The organism is Phycisphaerae bacterium, from assembly GCA_012729815.1.
Lineage (GTDB): Bacteria > Planctomycetota > Phycisphaerae > JAAYCJ01 > JAAYCJ01 > JAAYCJ01.
Window position 1 is genome coordinate 1 of the sequence record JAAYCJ010000025.1, and the last position, 19,387, is coordinate 19,387.

The following is a 19,387-nucleotide window of genomic DNA, read 5'->3' on the forward strand; positions in this document are numbered from 1 at the left end:
CAGTCGAAGGGCTGCCACTGGTCTTCCGGGAAGGCCTTGAAGAACTCCGGTTTGAGGATGACGTCGCTGCCGATGATGCTGTTGTTCGGCCAGTCGCCGGGCATGGAGACGTGGTAGCGGTCGCCAAGCTGGAGTCCGCGGACCGCGCGGAACAGTTCGGCGGTGCTTCGGCCGAGTTCGGGCGGGTAGTAGATGATGGCCCGGACGATCGAATTGGGATCGACGATGTAGGCTGCGCGAACGGTGACGGGAGCACGTCCGGGATGGATCAGGCCGAGTCGGCGGGCGATTTTGGCGTCGGGATCGGCGATGATGGGAAAGGTGATCTTGACGTCGAACTGGTCCTCGATCCACTCGATCCACTTGACGTGGTCCTCGATCGGATCGACGCTCAGGCCGAGCAGTTCGCAGTTGATCACGTTGAATTCGTCGAGGTGCTGCTGGAAGGCGACGAATTCGGTGGTGCAGACGGGCGTGAAGTCGCCGGGATGGCTGAAGAACAGCAGCCACCGGCCCTGGTAGTTGTCCGGCAGGACCATCGGGCCGTTGGTGGTCATGGCCTTGATGTCGGGAAACCTATCGCCCAGCAGCGGGCCGGGTTGGCGCAGCGCGCAGCCGGTCAGGAGAAGAGCCGACACCATCATCAGCAGACATCGTGTTTTGCAGAAAGCCGCCATGATCGGAACTCCTTATGTCTGGTCTTTGCTCTCGGGATTGATGAATTCGAACTCGAGGGTCGAATGGGTGATGTCGAAGTCCTGGACGAGGCGCTGCTTGATCGCTTCCTTGGTGCGTTCCATGTCGTGGGCGTTGAGGGGATCGATGACGATGTGGGCCTCCATCGCCTTGCGATTCTCGTCGAGATGCCAGGCGTGGACGTGGTGAATGGAGTGGACGCCGGGGACCTCCCGAACCGCCGCAATGAGCTCGGACAGGTCCACGTCGTCGGGCACGCTTTCCATGAGGATGGTGACGGCCTGCTTGAGAACAGGGAAGCTCTGGTGGAGAATGTAGCCGGCGATGGCGACGGTGGCGACCAGGTCGGCGACGTAGAGGTCGAAGAAGACGATCAGGAGGCCGGCGAGAATGACGCCGACGGAGGCGAGGGCGTCGGTCAGGTTGTGGAGGAAGACGGCTTTGATGTTGAGGCTTCCGCGGGCGAGGCTGTAGACCATGGCGGCGGTGATGACGTCGATGAGGAGGGCGAGGGCGGCGACGATGACGACGGTCCATCCGGCGATGGGCTCGCGGACGAAGAACCGCTGGGCGGCCTCGACGAGCAGGTAGACGGCGATGAGGATCAGGCTGGTCAGATTGATCATAGCCCCGATGATCTGGGCCCGTCCGTAGCCGAAGGTGCGGCGGTGGTCGGGTTTGCGGAGGGCGATGCGTCGGGCCACCAGAGCGACGACGAGGGCGGTGGCGTCGCTGAAGTTGTGCAGGGCGTCGGCGATCAGGGCCAGAGATCCGGAGAGCACCCCCCCTGCCACCTGGGCGGCGGTCAGCAGGATGTTGACGACGATGGCGGCGATCAGGCGGACGGTGCTTCGGTCGCCTCCGCCGCCGTGGACGTGCGCGCCGGCGGTTCGAAAAGCGGGCCAGAACCCCCAATGGTTGTGCGGTGTACCCATGTCAGCAGGCTCGACTGAGCGGTCCCCATTTGACAAGGTCAGGCGGATGCGCCGGTGCGGTCGGCGCCGTCCACCTCGTACCCGAGCGATTGTACCACATCGGTCAGTCGATTGGTATCCAGATCATGCCCGAAGACGGCAGCTTGTTTGTTCTTGAGGTCAACCCGGGCGTTGCGGACGCCGGGTACGGATTCGAGGGCGTGACGAACGGCCTCGGCGCAGTGGCTGCAGGTCATGCCGCGGACGGAGAGGATGACCTGCTCGGCTGAGGATTCGGGCGTGGTCGGTTCGATCGCGGAAGAGGTTCGGGCGCGGTAGATCGCGTAGGCCAGGGCGGCCAGGAGGGCGACGCCACTGAGGTTCTTGATCGTCTCCGGGATCATCCAGGGCATGTACGGGCCGGGCGTGACCTTCGAGACGTGGAAGATGTAGTCGAGCACGAGCCCGGAGGCCAGGGCGGTGACGGCGACGGAGATCAGGTAGACGAACGTGGTTCGCCGGCCGAGGACCTTCCAGATCGCGGCGATGGCGGCGGCGTTGGTGGCCGGTCCGGTCATCAGAAAGACGAGGGCGGCGCCGGGCGTAACGCCCTTGTCGATCATGGCGGCGGCGATGGGGATGGAGGCGGCGGCGCAGACGTAGACGGGAATGCCGGCGAACATCATGACGACCATGGCGAGGATGCCGGTGCCGAGATACTGGGCGAAGAAGTATTCGGGCAGGACGACGGAGATCAATCCGGCGAGGATCAGGCCCACCAGCAGGTGCATGCCGATGTCCTCGGGCAACGTGATGAAGCCGTAGCGGATGGCCCGGCTGAGTCTGTTGCCCTTTTGGCTCGTCGAGCAGCAAGCGTCGCGGCACTCTTCGAGGCTTTTGTCGACCGCGTTCTCTCTGGCCGGTTCGAAGAGATTGACGGCCATGCCGCCGATCACGCCGTTGACGAGGGCAGCGATGGGTTTGAAGACCGCGAAGACCCAGCCGAGGAGGCTGAAGGTGACCAGGATGCTGTCGACGCCGGTCTGAGGCGTGGAGATCAGGAAGGCGGCGGTGGCGCCGCGGGTGGCCCCATGGCGTCGCAGGGAGGCACTGACGGGGATCACACCGCAGGAGCACAGCGGCAGCGGAATGCCGAAGGCGGTGGCTTTGAGCACGGGCCAGAAACCCCGTCCGCCCAGGTGGCGTTCGATCCAAGAGGCGGGAATGAACACGGAGAACAGTCCGGCGATCAGGAAACCGAAGAGCAGATACGGGGCCATTTCGGCCAGGATCGCCCAGAACTCCAGGAGGAATTGTCCTGCCTGATCCACCATCGTCACCCCTTCCCCGGTGTTACGCCCATGAGGTCACGACAATTATACACAGCGGGAGCGGCGGCGAGAAGTTAATCCTGGTCAAGCGGTTACGGCTTACGGCAGGCGGAGGCGGGCGTAGACGAGGTCTTGCGGGTCGTTGCCGCCGCCGTAGAGGTCGAGGGTAAGGCCGGCGGCTGAGCCGCCGCGTGGCGTGTTGGTTTGAAAGAGGTGGATGGGCTGGGTCAACAGGATGTTTTGAGGGTCGGCGGGCTGCGGCCAGAGGGGCTGGAGACGAAGGTGATGCTGAGGCCGGTCGGAGTCGCCGTGCGTGATGAGGGCGACGAGACGGAGATGGCCGTCGGGCGTTGCGTGTAACCTTGGGCCATCGCCCAGGCCGATGAGTTCGGAGCGGTCGTCGCTCTTGAGGATGGTTCGGCGTTGGGCGATGCGGCCGTCGCGGACGAGGGCGTACTCCAGCGATCGTTCCAGAGGGAGACCGGGAAAGAAGCGGTCGCGGATGAAGTCGTATTGGCAGGACTGGCGATAGAAGACCAGGTGCGCCGCGTTGAGATCCGTCAGATAGACGTCGCCGTTGCGCAGGTAGCCGCAGGTGGCGTCGAGATTGTCGATTTCGAGCGGTTCGCAGAATGGGACGCGCTCGATGTCGGGCGTCCAGGCGTAGAAAAGGCGACGGAAGACGTAGTCCCACTGCCGACCGGACCGCTCGTGCTTGGCCGCCCGCCAGGCCTCGTTGGGTTCGACGATGTCGCCGATCGCCAGGACGTGGGCGGATCGGCCGCGGATGGCAAGGTTGGGATAGCAGGCGCGGATGGGAAAGCGGAGAATGCCGAGGGCGGACCATTCGAGGCGATCGTTGAGGAGGGCGTAGTGGTAACAGCCTTCCTTGGCGTCGATGTTCAGGAGGAGGACGCTTTGCGCGTCGGGATCGACGGCCATGCCGCGATAGGAGTGATCGGTGAAGACGGCGTCGAGCGGCCAGGGCGGCTGGAATGTCTGCATTTGGCCGGCGGGCGAGAATCGCAGCAGTTGCGGCGTGCATCGGGCGTATTTGGGACGCCGCGGATCGGCGTTGGGGTTGGTTGAGAGCCAGATCGTGCCGTCGGGGAAGGCGCCGATCGGGCAGGGCTCGCGCTGGTCGGCCTGGTCGCCCTGGCGCCAGATGGACCAGCCGCTGGCAGTGCAGCGGCGGATTTGCCAGCGGGTGTTGCAGAAGCCGGGAACGTTGCGGTCGGTCTCGATGGTCGAGACGAGCACATCGGAGTCGAGGCGGGCCAGAAGGGGCGATCCGTACGTCCAGAGCGGGCCGGCGCCGTTGTCGGCTGGGTGGTTGCGGTAGACCAGTTCTTCGGTTTCGATCGTGACGGGCATGAGAGTCACTCCGTGGCCGTTTCCTGCTCGGTGACCGTGATGTTGCGGGCGCGGAGTTCATCGATGAACGGTTGATACGGCACGTCGGCGGTCGGCGAGAGGAGTCCGCGGCGGCGGATCGTGCCGTCGGCGATCATGCGGGCGGCGATGGCGGCTGGGAAGCCGACGGTGCGGCTCATGGCGGTCAGGCCAGTGGCCATGTCGCGGTAGTCGAGAACTTGCATGACCAACTGGACGCGGCGCGAGTTGCGCAGGCCTTCGGCCTCGACGCGGATCAGGTCGATGTCGCGTTCGGAGTCCTTGTACTGGAGTCGCGGTTCGAGGTGTTTGACCATAAACTGGCGAGGGGTCACGTTGCCGGGCAGACCGGGAACAGGCGTCTCGTCGAGGAAGCCGAGTTGTTTGAGGGCGTGCCAGAGCCGGCAGTGGCCGGGCCAGCGGAGGGCGTAGCGGCCGGAGACGCGGACGGTGTCGGCGATGCCGAGCTTGTGGGCGTAGGCGGTGGCGTTGCCGTTGGGAAAGGCCTCGAGTTCGCCGAGATCGGGCACGTTGACGGTGTGGGTGAAACGGTCGGAGAATATCTCAGAACCGGGAACACTGGTTTCGCGGCCGTCCTGGACGATTACGGCGTCGCGGACGTAGGAGTTCAACACGCCCTCCCAGGTCCAGGTGATCTTGTACTTGAGCGGGTTGTCGATGGCGGGCGGTTCGGGAAAACCGCCACCGTAGCTGACCAGGCGGGTGACCTGGTCGAGCCGCCGGACGGCTTCGCCGCAGAGGACCAGGTCGATGCCCGGGTCCATGCCCATTTCGGGCAGGAGCGATACGCTGGCCTCTTCGGCGGCGTCGGCGAGATCGCGCAGGTCGTGATCGTAATAGGTATTAACCAGATGCAGGCGGCAATCGACGGCGGCTTGACCGATGTTGCGGATGAACTGGCGCGGCAGCATGTCGATGGCGACGTCGAAACCGCGGGCCATGAGGGCCCGCAGGGCCTTTGGATCGGAGGCGTCGAGGGCGACGGGTTCGACCTTCTCAGCCTTGATTGCAGCCAGATACGTTTTGAGTGCAGGCAGGTCGACTTCAGCGCAGGTGACGGATTGGACATCGGGGGAATGGATCAGGTCGTGGAGTACGGCTTTTCCCTGACGACCGGCGCCCAGGAGCAGCATTCGCATGGCGGGCCTCCTTATCCCGGAATCGAGGCTGTATGATAGGCGGAGGAGTCAATCGCGTCAACAGGAAGGGAGCGGCTGTGGTCGAGTCAGGATTGCCGTCGTCGGCGACACGGACGTTGGAGCGCCGGTCAGGGCGGAGGAGCGGTCGAATTGCGTTCGATCATGCGCATCGGGAAGAGTTGGCGGCGTGGAGGCGAGTTGTCGCCTTTGATGCGATCGAGCAGGCACTGGACAAGGGCGGCGGCCACGTCGTCGAGCGGCTGGGCCATGGTGGTCAGGGGGACGGTGCCGTAGCCGGCGAGTTCGATGCCGTCGAAGGAGATGACGGACAGATCGCGAGGGACGCTGAGCCCCATTTCGGCTGCGGCGCGAAGGACACCCTGAGCGTGGTAGTCGGACTGGACGACCAGAGCGGTTGGGCGATAGTCGGCCAGGAGCTGTCGCGCGGCGGCACAGGCGTGTTCGACATAGGTTCCGCAACCAATGTGTTGGAACCGCACGTCGAGGCCCGCATTCTGCATGGCCTGGGCAAATCCGGCGGGCCGTCCGCCGGACGGCTGAGCGGTCGAATAGCCCAGGTAGGCGATGCGGCGGTGACCGAGGCGGATCAGGTAGCCGGTCGCCTCGCAAGCAGCCCGCTGCATGTCCACGTAAATGGCGTCGAAGGGATCATCCGGATCGAGTTCGTCACGGACCACCACCGGCCGGCCGCCAGGTTCGCGGGTGAGGGCGGCGGCCACATCGCGGTTCTCAGCCCAGAACTGCGGCACGACGATGTAACCGTCGACGTGGGCCTGACGGAACGTTTCGAGGATGTGCCGCTCATGGGCGGCGTCGATCTCGGCGTAGGCGATCAGGACTTCATGATCCGACTTGCGGGCCTCGGTCATGACGGCGCCGGCGAGAGCGGCGTAGAACGGATTGCGGACGGTCGGCAGGACCATGGCAATCATACCGGTCTTGCCGCCGGCTAGTCGCGTGGCCAAAGGCGAGCGCCGATAGCCGAGTTGGCGGGCGAGGTCCTGAATCTGCTGGCGCGTGGCGGGACTGACCGCTGGGTCATCCCTCAGTGCCCGCGAGACGGTGGCGATGGACACCCCGGCCTCGCGTGCCAGGCTGTAGATGGTGGGCTTTGATCCTTCTGATTGTTTATAACCGGCATCTCTCGCCATATTATCATCATACACGATGTTTATGACGGAAAAGAAGAAAAACTTCGGAGAATCTTCTTGCAACACCTGCTGTAACCGCTTTAAACAATATCTATGAGATTAATCGACTTGTTCAGTCGCGGCCGGCGCGGTTTTGTCGAAGGGAAAGGGTCGCTGCGATCGTTCACGGTGATTGAGTTGCAGGTGGTGGTCGCGATCACCGCCCGCAAGGTCGAGTAGAGACCTCTATACCCTGAATGGAACCGATGCCAGAGTATGGCCTTCAATTCTCAGTGCAAACAGGATGGAGACACGATGAATTCGCCTCAGACCATCGCCGTGACCACCGGGCCGAAGGAGCATTTTTTCGGCTACTACGACAAGTTTTCGGACAATCGTTCGGGCCGGTACGTGCTGTGTCACGAGGTGGCGTTCAACGACCGCCCGCCGACGGGCGAGGACGCGGCGCGGATCGGGCTGATCGACCTGGAGGCGGGCAATGGATTCGGGCCGCTGGCTGAGACGCGGGCGTGGTGCTGGCAGCAAGGGTCGATGCTCCAGTGGCACCCGGCGGAGCCGGAGCACACGATCATCCACAACGACCGGCGGGACGGGCAGTTCGTCTGCGTGATCCGCGACATCGCCAGCGGCAAGGAGCGGGTCCTGCCGCGTCCGGTGGCGGCGGTCAGCCGCGACGGCAAGAAGGCGTTGAGTCTGAATTTCGCCCGGTTGGCGGATGAGCGGCCGGGTTACGGATACGCCGGACTGGCGGACCCGTGGGCGAAGGCGGAGGCGCCGGATGACGATGGCCTGTATTTGATGGATATGGAGACCGGCGACTACAAGCTCATTATCAGTCTGGCCCAGATCGTGGCGTTCGCACCTCAGCCGACGATGGCTGGGGTCAAGCACTGGTTCAACCACCTGCTGTTTTCGCCGGACGACCGGCGGTTCATCTTCCTGCACCGATGGCGGCACGGGACGGGCCGACTGACGCGGCTGTTCACCGCTGACATCGACGGCGGCAACATCTGTTGCATCAACGATCACGACATGAGCAGCCATTTCGATTGGCGCGATCCGGAACATCTGATCGTCTTCGCCAAACGTCACGAGATCGGCGCGCGGTACTTTCTGTTCACCGATCGGACCGACCGGCTTGATGTGATCGGAGACGAGAAACTTACCTCGCTTGGCGACGGGCACTGCAACTACAGCCCGGACCGGCGATGGATCCTGACCGACACCTATCCGAACGCCCAAAAGGAGCGTAAGCTTCTGCTCTACCATCCGGGCAAGGACGTTCGGGCGGATGTGGGCGATTACTATTCGGTGCCGTGGATGACCGAGTGCCGCTGCGATCTGCATCCGCGTTGGACCCGCGACGGCCGGCGGCTCACGTTCGACTCGTCGCACACCGGCTCGCGGCAGGTATATCTGATGGACGTGGGACGGATCGTCGATTCGGCGGATTAACCGGAAATCGGATCGAAGCGCAGGTCATCGATGAGGAACGCTGACGGCGCGGCTTGGCCGCCGCGGCCGATGGCCAGCGTGCGCAGGTTCGTGAATTCGGTTTCATCACCCGAGAAGAATGCGGCGGGCAGCTCGATCAGCGACCATTGGCCTTTCCGGGCGTTATACCGCTGTGGATCGAGGTGGACGACGCGGCTGCCGTCGGCGGAGAAGGCTTCGAAATAGAGCTTGCAGGGTTCGGTCTCCCAGAAGATCCACAGCGAGAGGCCCGCGGCGCGATCGACGCCGACGCCGCGAGACACGCCGTCGGCCCAAGCCGGCCCTTCTGTGGATTCGATGGTGACGCGGATCGAGGCTTGGCCCTGCTTTTTATTCCCGGCGTCGAGGCCGAGTGTGCTCTTGCCCACCGGGTTCCAGCCGGTCAGGTCGTCGGCTGGGTACTCGTAGCAGACCGCGCGTGGTTGGGTCCGGATCGGCGTCAGGTAGAGGTAGTCGATCCACAGGCCCGGCGCGCTCCAGTCGGAGAGTCGCAAGGGATACGCGCCGTCGTACGTGATTTCGCCCAGTTCGATTTCCTGATAGTCGGCGTTCTTGATCGCGGTCGGCAGCTCGGCGATCCGCTGATCGGTGGCGTGGTTAACCTGCATCAGGCCGAACGTGCCGGGTTGTTCGGCGCGGGCTCGGACAATTGCCTTGTAGACGCCGGGTTCCAGCCGATGCTGGAGAGCCCACCAGCAATAGATGCCGTCGTTCTCAGGCCGGTACGCGGCTTGGCCGCCGGAGGCGTGTGGATCGGCGGTTCCGCCGCACTCGAAGTGCGGATGGCCCTCGTAGGCGGTCTTGACGTCGGTGTCGATGGCCAGGATCATCGGGTCGCGCGGGCGGACCTTGATCGGCAGGCTCAGGTCCCGCTGCGAGATCAGCTCACGGACCTTCGTGACCTTGCGATCGCCCGCGAACGTCAGGTCGTAGTCGGTCATGCTGTGGTTGATCGCGTAGGCCAGGATCCGGCCGTCGCGGTCGATCGAGCGAAACTCGACGCTGGGCGGCTGGGTTCCGTCGGCCAGGGCCGGCCGCAGCGGACGCTCCACTCCGGCTTCGGTCATCGCGGCGTCGAAAAACGCCGGCAATCCGTCGGTTGGCTTCTCGTAGCGGCGAACGCCGGCCTCCTCCAGCTTGGCCTCCGGATGCGGGTTGTCGTAGGGATCGCGCGACATGGCCTTCGGACTGGCCAGCACCACTCCGCCGGACCGGGCGAACTCGGCGACTTTCTCAAAGGTCTCGGCCTCGATGAACGTCGCGTTCGGCACGATCAGCAGCTTTAACCCACTCAATCCGCCGTCGCGCACCTGGCGTTCGCTGATGAAGCGGACGGGCGCGTCGAGGCAGAAGAACGCGGAGTAAGTTGTCCTCAGGGCCGGCGGATAGGTTCTATCGAGGATCATCGACGGCTGGGAAAAGAGCAGGCCGACCTGGGCGGTGGGGATCGCCTGTTGGAACGCGACGATCTCGGGCGCGAGACGCCGCAGGTCGAGGGCGGTCCGACCGGCCGCCTCCATCGCCCACGGGATGTGGAGCATGGCCCCGGCGGCCAAGTGCTCGGCGTTGTAGGCGTTCTCCCAAGCGAACATCAGGCGGGCGCTCTGCCCGTGCAGGAAGGCGTCCCAGACGGTGGAGCGCATCTCGTCGGCGGTCATGCTGACCGCGATGTGGACCTCGGAGTCGATGCTGGGCTTGGCTGGGTGCAGCGACTTGTAGAAGTCGAAGTGCATCGGCTGGCCGCAGTCGCAGCCGCTGATCTCGAGCACGTCGTCGATGCGTTCGCGTTCCACGCCGTTGAAGCCGAAGTGTTCGGGATTCAGGTCGGTGGTGGCGATGATCTTGACGTGGCACGGCGTGGTCGGGTCGTACCGGCGGATGATCTGCTTCATAAAGAGCATGACGTCGGTGGCTTCGGCGTTGCGGAAGCTCTGCCAGTCGTAGATCGGGCCGACGTCGCGGCTGGGGTCGAAGGCCAGCGGGTCGATCTGGTCGAAGGTTTTGTAGTGAGTCTTCCAGACGCGATTGAGCATTTCGACCGTGCGGTAGCGCTGCCTCAAGTGGTTATGGAAGCGCGTGAGCATGGTCGGGTGGATTTTGCCTTCGCCGTCGCTGAACGACCACTCGTTGACCAGGTCCCACGCGCAGAGGGCGGGCTTGTCGCAGAGGGCGGGAATCAGGTGGTTCCAAAACTCCTCGACCATCCGCCGGGCGCCCGGGTGGTAGAGCGAGACGCCCATCCAGCCGTTGCTGTTGAAGTCCTTGATGTCCGGATAGGCTTCGATCCATCCGTCCGGCATCGGATGGGGCGAGGGCAGGTAGTCCACCGCCATGTTCAGCCGCCGGGCCTTGTCGAACTGGCCTGCGATGGACCGGAGGTAGTCGTTCCGCGTCTTGCCTGGGGCGGGGACCATCGTCTCGGGCGTGGTGGTGCCGCTGACGAAGTTGAAGCCCATTTCGGCGACCAGGTCCAGGTCGTTGAAGACCGTCCACCAGCCCAGCGGGCCAAAGAGCATCACCGGCATGTCGCCCTTGTGGAAGGTTCCGTGTTTGATGACCAGGTCGGTCATGTCGATCGAAGGAAGTTTTTTAACCTGCTCGGGGTGGGCGACGAGGTCCTCGACCTCGCGCGTGGCCCGGAGCACCGCCTCATCGAGGAAGTCGAACTGACGCGAGATGGCGGCCAGAGGTTTGATGCGGTCGAGCAGGTCGGCGTTGTCCAGGTCGGCCCGGCGGTACTTGAGGAAGATGTCGGTGGTCGCGGCGGTCACGCGTGGGTACGAGGTGTCGATGCCCGCCCGGTCGGCTTGGGCGATGGCGGCCCGCAGTTCGCGGTTGCGCTGATCGATTTGGTCGGCGCGTTCCTTGAGCATCGCCACGTTAAGGCTGAAGACCGGCGCGGTCATGATGATTGGTTCGGAACGGCCGGCCACCTGCACAGCAACCTGGGCCTCGGCGGGCTCGGCTGAGACGCGGCCGAGATCCCAGGCGAAATCGATACGTGTCACCCCCGGCGTCATCGCGGTCGCTCGGGCCTCTTCGTGTACTGTTTCGCCGTTTCGACACACCGTGAGTCGGGCCTGGGCCTCGCCCGGTTCGTCCTGCCACGGCACGTAGGCAAAGAGATTGACGGTCTGGCCGTCGTCGTAGTACCTGCGGTCGGTGGTGAGGATCGGTGAGCTTTGCTCCTGGTCCGGCTCGACCAGCACCATGTTGCGGAAAAGCCACGAAAGTTTCTCTTCGGCGATGCCGGGCGTCCACATCACCCATCCGCGGCGGCCTTCGTCGTCGCCGTCGTTTTCGTTGAAGATGATGTTGAAGCCCATTCTGCCTCCGGTCGACGGGGCGAACGGGGCCAGCATTTTCCAGGGAATCGCCGCCTCCCAGGTTCCGCGTTTGGCGTCCTCGTCGCGACGGTGGGCAATGGGCATCACGTCCGACGCGATCTCGCCGGAAATGCCCGTCTTGCCGCCGACCCAGCCGTAGGCGGCGGCCCGGCCGTCGGCTGCGCCGACGCCGAATTCCACGTCGTTGCCGTCGTAACCGGGGATCAACGTGTCGTCGAGCGGATCGAAGGCCATCTGGAACCCGTCGCCGTGGTACATTCCGCCGCCCAGGCCGGAATCGTGGTGCACGTCGTCGGTCACCTCGGCTGCGAAGTAGAGGTACTGATCGTCCCAGAGGAAGTAGCCGATGACGGTCAGGTCGTCGGGTCCGCGCCAACTCGGAATGACGATGTTCTCGCCCGCCACCAGCATCAGCGGCAGCGCCTTGTGCGCGCGCCACTCCGCGAGATCGCCGTCGACCGTGATCGGCGAAGCGGCCCGGCGGCAGAAGTAGTCACCGGTTCCGAACGACGAGGGGATGTCAGCCAGCAGCGGCGGAGACATCAGGATAGCCATGAGCAGTGCCAGGGTGGCCTTGATCGCTCTCGTACCAGTCATGAAGTGCTCCTTGAGTATATACGCAGGTGACATCGGCGCGGCCAGGCCGCGACAGGCAGAGACGCCAGTTGAAGATGAATTAATCTTCCGGATTCAAGGCGACGCGGTCCATCAAGACCCAGTACCATTGTTTGCCGATCAAAGGCTCCATTGGCAGGGCCTCAACGCTTCCATCCAGGTAGAGGGCGGTGATCAGGCCCCGGTGCCAATCGGTGTATCCGAAGACGCTGCGCTCGGTCAGGATCATCCGGTTCGGGTTGTCAGTGATTTTGTCCCGCTTTCCCGCCGCCAGATAGATGCCCCCGATATAGCTGTAGCCGCACGGCTTGGAGCACCAGCCATACCGCCAGTCATACACATTGCTCCAGGAGTCTTTCTCCGAACTGTCGTCGGCGGGACACCAGAAGTACTTCTGCTCATTGACATTCAGGTACTTCAGGCCAACGGTCAGACCGTGGGCGACCCACTTGTAGCGTCCTTCCGAAGGAATCCCATGATCGTTGCATATCCAGTCGTTGCCGTAGTACAGCATGCGGAGCGACGACGTGTATCTCGGCAGCCAGTCGTAGTGGTCAAGGGCGTACAGGTAGAGCGCCTTGCCCATTTCCCGTTCCTGGGTCTTACATTCCACGAGTCTCGCCGAGTTCCGGGCCTCGGCGAGAGCCGGCAGGAGGATCGCCACCAGTACGGCGATGATCGCGACGACGACCAGGAGTTCGATCAATGTAAATCCTCGTCTGTTCATAGCCGTGATCCGTGAAATCAGGTGGAGTTCACCAACCGTGGGACTCCCGCGTGCCGTAGCCCGATTCGACGCGGCCGTCACTGAAACCGAAGTGCGAGACCTGGCGATCGAACCGATAGTGATTGGGACAGAGCAGGAAATACCGATCAGGCGGAACTCTGTCCCATCGCGATTCCTGTTCCTCAGAGGGCATGCCCCCTCCCACGTAGACCGCATCGCCGACGTAGCGGGTGGCGTACGACCCTTGGGGTTCGGGCCACGGAACGTAGAAATACGTGATATTGCGCGGAGTCCCGGTTATATAGGGATCCCACCGCGTTTCCTTGCTGCATCCATCCTGAGACGGACAGAAGAAGACTCTGACGTCAGGGACCATCTCCTGGTACCAGAGGCGCGAATAGTTCACGAGGCAGTGCCAGGGGCTTGTCCCGGCATAGAAGAGGTAGCTGTTGGGCCAGTAGTACTCCCTTTCCGTGCTCCCGTCGGGCCGATACGTTCCGTAGTGGCCCGGCACGTTTGGGATGTGCGAGTTGTTGTCCGTGGCGGAGAACTCATATCCCGTAAGAAGCTGTTTCATGCCCGATTTGCAGACGACCTGCCGGGCGTTCTCTCTGGCCATGCTCAGCGCCGGCAGCAGGATCGCGACCAGCACGGCGATGATCGCCACAACGACCAGCAGTTCGATGAGGGTGAAGCCCTTGGCTCTCATGGGGTGTTCTCCTGTGTCTTCCGGGCGTCCCGCGTTCGGGGCGGGCCGGACGATCCGCGGATGAGCAATTCGGTGCGAACTCGTGTCATGGACGCGGAAGGCTTGCCCTCGATCCGGTCCACCAGGTTGTTCACCTCAGCGGTGCTGATTTCAGGGATGGGAATTCGCACCGTGGTCAGTGAGGGAATGCAGTAGCGGCCGATGGGCACGTCGTCCACGCCGGTGATGGTCAGATCGTCCGGGACACGAAGGCCGCATCCGTGGGCGGCGACCATGGCCCCAAAGGCCAGTTCGTCATTGCTGCTGACGACGGCTGTGATTTGCGGACAGCGGTTCAGTAGAGCCATCGTCGCCGACTCCGCCGCCTCCATCGAGACAAGATTCGCCACCATCCGGTCGTCACTGTGGGAAAGGCCTTTTTCGTCGATGAATCGCAATATCTGCTGGTGGCGTTCGGGGACGTCGGAGGGCAGGCCCATGATGAAGCCGAACTCGCGGTGGCCCAGAGAGTAGAGGTACTCCAGGAGGCGGGCAAAGGTCGTGCCGAGGTCGATGGCGATCGGACAAAGCTCCTCATAGCCGGGAATGATGCGAAGCGGGGTCGCCACCGGATATCCCTGGCGAGCCAGATCGGCAATGACCTCTTCGGACACCGTGGCGGTATGAACGAGCACGCCGTCGGCTTGGCCGTTGCTGAAGCTCTCGAGGTAGGTCCGCATTTTTTCGGGGTCGTCGCCGGTGATGCCGAGGGTCAGACGGTAGCCGCGTTTGGCGGCTGCCTCTTCGACGGCTTGGAGGTGGGCGGGGCAGAAATGGTCGGTCATGCGGCGGATCAGGACCCCGATGTTCATGGTCCGCCGGCTGGCCAGGGCCTGAGCGGCGTAGTGCGGGCGGTAGTTAAGTCGCTCAGCCGCCTCGAAGATGCGTCGGCGGACCGAGGCGCTGATGGGGCGCTGCCCGCTGAAGGCGTGGCTGACCGTACTCTTAGCCACCCCTACCGCCTGGGCCACCTGCTCGATGGTCACTCGATTACTGACGCCGTTCGCCTTGCCCATCCGGTCCTCGTCAAAGCGATTTGACACGTCATTACGGCTCTATTGTACCAAAAGCCGCAGGATTGTCAAACCGGTTTTACGGAAAACCGGTGTCCGCTTCACGGGCTTGCGGAAGGGTTCACCATGGGTTCCACCAGAACGGCTGGGCCATCGGGGGGGCGAACCGCCACCCGCCCACAAAGTAGAGAGGCTCGGCCTCATCCATCCTCATCGGCTTGGCGTGACCATCGACGAAGAAGAAGCTGCACTGGCCCCCGTGACGATATGACGGCCAGGAACCGTATTCGAATATCCGGTAGAGGCCGTCACCGAGAAGATCACTAAACTGCGACAGCGAGATGTCCCCGAGGAGTGCGCAGTCGGACGGCTGATCGACTTGTGAAGTTCGCACGAACTGATACCCTGGGCTCCAAGCCGAACCACCAGGGTATCCCAGCCAGGCGTTATACCCGATGTCCATGCTCCGCCAGCTGTAGTTGGTTCGCTGGACTGACGGACAGCGGATCAGTCCGCTGTTCACCGGCCAGGTCTTCTCTCCACCCAGCGGAAGGGTGCACCAGGGAAGGCCACCGCCGGTGTATCCATAGAACGTCCCGCCGACTTCACTTTGGGGGAAGAAGTCAGCGTACTCGTGGGCGTACTGGACTATCTGTAAGTTCAGTTGCCGCATCTGGTTGGCGCAGAGTACGGTCCGGGCCCGCTCACGGGCCTGGCTCAGGGCCGGCAGCAGGATCGAGACGAGCACGGCAATGATCGCCACGACGACCAGCAGTTCGATCAGCGTGAATCCGCGCGAGGCTCGGAAGAGTTTCATTTCCGGGCTCCTTATCAAAACCGATTGTAGCAAAAAGGGTTCATTTCGCCAACTCCGCCGTCACGCCGAGTACCAAAGGTATGGCATCCGAATTGGTGCTGACGAAGTCGATGGAGCGGATTTCCACCTCGGGTTTCAGGTTATCCCAGCGCATCAGGTAGACACACAAGGGCATGTGAATCTCATTGCGTCCCTGCCAGGCCAGTTCGGCTTTCGCCAGCGGAGCGGGCAAGTCCCACCAGCCGAGCAGATGCTCGCCGAAGACCACGTCGATGTCGGCGGCGGTGCCATCGGCATAGTTGACGCGGTAGGCCATGATGGCGGTCCCTTTGCCTTCAGCCCACGCGCAGCCGTGGAGGAAGTGAAGGCGACTGGCGTTGACGCCACAGACCAGGCCGTCGATCCGCTGCGGAACGCCGGGAGCGTGGTCTTCGCTACGCAGGACGATCAGCCTGTCGCCGACGTCGAACGGGACACCTTTGAACGTCACGCTCGGCCCCCGCGGGAACTGGGCCAGGTTATTCAGGCCGGCGGGGAATGTCGTCTCCGTGGAACCGCTCAGATCGGCTTCGAAGGCCTGGTTTGCCAAGCGATTGACTGAGAAGGCTTTATAGTCTCCGGCAGGTTTGGTCTGGCCGGCGTCGTCGCCGACCGACTCGAAGCACCCGCCCAGATTGGTCAGCAAGGCAGCGGCGTACTGGAAGCCGATCTGAGCCGCCAGGGGATCTTCCCAGCGGACCTGGTCGATCACAAGCCAGCCCTTGCCCAGGGCGATCCCGGCGAGGGCGACGGAGTTGGTTTTCAACTGGGCCTCCAGTTCGCTGGTGAAGGCGGCACACTCGGGCAGCGCCACAACAAGGACGTCGTCCGGCTCGATCCCGCCCAGTACGTTGTGGCAGATGGCGGTGACCGGCGTGGTCGCCGGGCCTTCGTTGCCGGTGCGCCACCAGAGTTCGAACTGCCCGATCCCGGAGACCAGCGGATCGCGGCTGCAGCGGGCGCACTGGAAGGGGTCGAGCGCGGTGACGGTCGGCTTGATCCCCGCAAGAGGTTCCAGGACGGAGACGCTGTCCGGACCGACCGATTTGACCAGCAGGTTGCCGCCCGATTCGACGAACTGCCGAAGGGGAACGAGCCAAGCCGGCGTGGCGGCCAGTTCCGCTGCGTCGGCAATGATGAGCTCAAATCCCGCCAGGTCGTCGGCCGGCGAGGTTACGGGTTTGGAGATCAGCCGCATGGTGGAGAGCACAGCGGGAATCGTTGAGTCCTTGCCGGCGATCAGGCCGGTGGCCCTCGTTTCGGGTATGGGCGAAGCCAGAAAGTCGAGAGCGTTCTGCAGGATCAGCCGTGCGACTGGTTCGGTTATCAGCTTTTCGGCTATGAGAAGCTGACAGACGATCAGCCGTCCCGCGCCGTGGCGGACTTCCAGAAGCGGCGACCAGCGCAGACCGATCGGATCGCCCGCCTCAACGAGCACCCGTGCGTTGGCGTGCGAAGGTTTCACATAGGCGGCTTTGGCCACCCAGTGATCGGGCCCCCACCATCGCAGGTCGTTATCCTTCACTCCGCTGAGCACCGGATGGTCCGGCCGCCGGACGAATGCCATCGTGGCCCGGCTATCCTGGAGTTCCATGGGGCAACCGGGGATGGAGAGTCCCGGCGGCGACTGGTTGAGGACCAGCGCGCGTCCGCCCTTCTCGATGAAGGCTGAGAACGCCTTGGCGTCCAAGGCGTCGGTCGGACCCGCGACGATCAGGAGGTCGACGTCGCCTTCCGGAACCGCTGCGACGGATGCGAATTCCAAGCCCAATGCTCGGAGGTTCTTCTCGGTTTCCTCGCCGGTCCCCATCACAGCGATCTTCACGCCCGTCGGCGCCTCAAGATGCGAATCTGGAAACACGTTGACCGGACGCTGCGTGGCGTACAGCGTCTGGTCGCCAGCCCCGACGGCGGTCTTGAGCAGATAGTCCGTCCGCGTCTCGACCTTTGGCGCGTCAAAGGCGATCACGACATCCTTGATGGTCCCAGCGGACATCGGGTGTTCGGACGCCCCTTCCAGAACCACTGTGCCATCGTCGGCCCTGACCAGTTGCCATTTGAGTGTCAGTGTCTGCGGATACCAGACCTCATTGGCCAGACCGTAGGCCACCTCGACCTTCGCGCCCGCGAAGAAGTTCTGATTGTAATTCTTCGCCAGCGGGGCTACGGGCGGGCAGATATCGTGGGCGGACGGCTTGATACACGGATCGGCGGGATTGATCACGGCGATGCCCATCAGCCGCTGGGCGTCGGTCACGACGCGTCCCACTTCGTTGAAGACCCGGCTGTCGCGGAAGTTCGGACCGGCCAGGTAATAGTCCTCACCACCGTAGGCGGCGTAGGCGCCTAACGGACCGCGAAACGATGGGTTCAGATCCTCGCCGACGATGATCGGCTTGTCGCGCCGGCCAGGCGTTTCGGAGCTTCCGAAATGGGGATTGTCGGCCAGCCAGTAGCAGTCGTTCGGCAGGCACCATCGGGCCCCGAGATTGTTAGGATAGTGCCAGTTGCGGAAGGGCGAGAGGCCCCAGGCGTCGTCGCCGCTGGCGTATTCAATAAAGGTCGCCGGATCGACGGCTTTGACCATCGCGTGGACCTTCTTGAACTCCTTGGTCAGGATCCAGTCCGACTCCTTCCACTCGTACATCGGAATCGATTCGTTGGCAATGCTGTACGAGAAGATGCAGGGATGGTTGCGACAGAATTTGGCCGTCCGCACCCAGTTCTCGGCGAACAGCGTCCAGAAGCGCTCGTCGTCGATCGCGTAGTGGAACGGCAGCCACATGTCGCCTTCCTGGGTAATGAGCATGCCCTCTTCGTCAGCAAGGTCCAGCAAATCCTTCCATACAGCCATCGAATGCCAGCGAAGATTGTTGACGCCCCAAGACTTCCGTTCCCTGATATACTGTCGCACCCGTTCGCGAGCGGGGTTGATCCACAGGATGCCCTCGCTCGTCCGCCGGACGGGGGCCCGGACGCCGTTGAACACGACGTGCGTTCCTTCGACCCAGAACTCACGGAAACCAAACCGGGTGAGCAGCTCATCGACGACGGTGCCGTCGAAGATCAGTTGCGTCTTGAGATGGTAGAGGTAAGGGTCATGAGGGAACCACAGATGCGGGTCGGCCCACGGCTGGACCGCGTCGATCGTCTCGGTTTGACCTGGAGCGACCGCAACGGGCGCATCGTCGAAGGTCAGGACCTGGTCGCCCTCTTTGGAAACGACTAAGTTCCTTACGGTCAGCTCGGCTGGCTTGTCGGATTTGTTGACGATCTCCAGCGACGCCTTGAGGGCCTTCCGGCGGAACGACGGCTGGACGAACACGTCGGCGACGTGAACGGCGGGACCGGTGCGCAATTCCACGTCGAACCAGATTCCGGCCTGGCCGGGACCGGTCGCCCAGACGTTGGGCAATCGGTAAGGCTCACCGCCGTTGGTCGCGCCGCCGCAGCCGCTGGCGGTCTCGACGCCGACCAGAATCTCGTTGGTCTCGCCGAATTGGATGGCGTCGGTGATGTCCACCGCCCACGGACTGAACACCAGGTAGTTCTCGCTGAGGTATTGCCCGTTCACGAACACCTGCGAGTGGATGCCGACGCCATGAAAATAAACCTGAATTCGCCGCCCGCGATCCTCGGCGGGAATGTCAACCCGCCTGCGATACCAGCCGCGGTCTTTGCCAGCCTCCGCGACCGGTTTTCCGCCGAAAAGCTCGGGAACCGTCACCGTCCGCCATGAGGCCTCATCGACGTCCGGCGGAATGAGTTTCGGGCCGTCCTGAATTGTGAACTCCCATTCGCCGTTGAGGCTCGCCTGTTGCCGGGGCGTATCAGTCGTCTCCGCCGAGGCGGCAACGGCCGAAATGGAACAGAGCAGCACCATCGACAGACACATGGACTTGCATGACCGACGCTTTCTCAT

General features: G+C 63.4%; 13 protein-coding genes. 1 reads left to right on the forward strand and 12 read right to left on the reverse strand.

What is annotated here, in order from left to right; translation table 11 throughout:
* The 6 genes from GXY33_01970 to GXY33_01995 all read right to left on the reverse strand — a co-directional run.
* A partial coding sequence (locus GXY33_01970; GenBank protein ID NLX03890.1) for a peroxiredoxin occupies positions 1-677 on the reverse strand: 677 nt, incomplete at its 3' end.
* A gap of 12 nt (positions 678-689) precedes the next feature.
* Positions 690-1,631 carry a cation transporter gene (locus GXY33_01975; GenBank protein ID NLX03891.1) on the reverse strand — a complete coding sequence of 314 codons (942 nt, stop codon included), beginning with the start codon at positions 1,629-1,631 and terminating at the stop codon, positions 690-692.
* A 38-nt stretch (positions 1,632-1,669) separates the two neighbouring features.
* Positions 1,670-2,014, reverse strand: a complete 345-nt coding sequence (locus tag GXY33_01980; GenBank protein NLX03892.1) for a heavy-metal-associated domain-containing protein — start codon at positions 2,012-2,014, stop codon at positions 1,670-1,672.
* Positions 2,015-3,040: 1,026 nt separating this feature from the next.
* A complete protein-coding gene (locus tag GXY33_01985) occupies positions 3,041-4,315 on the reverse strand; it encodes a hypothetical protein (GenBank protein NLX03893.1) in 1,275 nt (424 codons plus the stop codon).
* Between the two features lie 5 nt (positions 4,316-4,320).
* Positions 4,321-5,493, reverse strand: a complete 1,173-nt coding sequence (locus GXY33_01990) for a saccharopine dehydrogenase (GenBank protein NLX03894.1) — start codon at positions 5,491-5,493, stop codon at positions 4,321-4,323.
* 128 nt (positions 5,494-5,621) lie between these two features.
* On the reverse strand, positions 5,622-6,665 hold the full coding sequence (locus tag GXY33_01995) for a LacI family transcriptional regulator (protein NLX03895.1): 1,044 nt from the start codon (positions 6,663-6,665) through the stop codon (positions 5,622-5,624).
* A 294-nt stretch (positions 6,666-6,959) separates the two neighbouring features.
* Here GXY33_01995 and GXY33_02000 point away from each other — a divergent pair, with 294 nt between their 5' ends.
* On the forward strand, positions 6,960-8,120 hold the full coding sequence (locus GXY33_02000) for a hypothetical protein (GenBank protein ID NLX03896.1): 1,161 nt from the start codon (positions 6,960-6,962) through the stop codon (positions 8,118-8,120).
* Here GXY33_02000 and GXY33_02005 read toward each other — a convergent pair.
* The 6 genes from GXY33_02005 to GXY33_02030 form a co-directional block, all read right to left on the reverse strand.
* A complete protein-coding gene (locus GXY33_02005; protein ID NLX03897.1) occupies positions 8,117-12,103 on the reverse strand; it encodes a hypothetical protein in 3,987 nt (1,328 codons plus the stop codon). The genes GXY33_02000 and GXY33_02005 overlap by 4 nt on opposite strands.
* A gap of 79 nt (positions 12,104-12,182) precedes the next feature.
* Positions 12,183-12,848, reverse strand: a complete 666-nt coding sequence (locus tag GXY33_02010) for a prepilin-type N-terminal cleavage/methylation domain-containing protein (GenBank protein ID NLX03898.1) — start codon at positions 12,846-12,848, stop codon at positions 12,183-12,185.
* Between the two features lie 28 nt (positions 12,849-12,876).
* Positions 12,877-13,557: a prepilin-type N-terminal cleavage/methylation domain-containing protein gene (locus GXY33_02015; protein NLX03899.1), complete on the reverse strand. Its 681-nt coding sequence runs from the start codon at positions 13,555-13,557 to the stop codon at positions 12,877-12,879.
* The gene (locus GXY33_02020; protein NLX03900.1) at positions 13,554-14,612 is read right to left on the reverse strand and encodes a LacI family transcriptional regulator; all 1,059 of its coding nucleotides are present in this window, start codon (positions 14,610-14,612) and stop codon (positions 13,554-13,556) included. Before GXY33_02020 ends, GXY33_02015 begins: the two co-directional genes overlap by 4 nt.
* Before the next feature lie 118 nt (positions 14,613-14,730).
* Positions 14,731-15,426, reverse strand: a complete 696-nt coding sequence (locus GXY33_02025; GenBank protein ID NLX03901.1) for a prepilin-type N-terminal cleavage/methylation domain-containing protein — start codon at positions 15,424-15,426, stop codon at positions 14,731-14,733.
* 40 nt (positions 15,427-15,466) lie between these two features.
* Complete coding sequence (locus tag GXY33_02030) at positions 15,467-19,387, reverse strand: hypothetical protein (protein NLX03902.1); 3,921 nt, start codon at positions 19,385-19,387, stop codon at positions 15,467-15,469.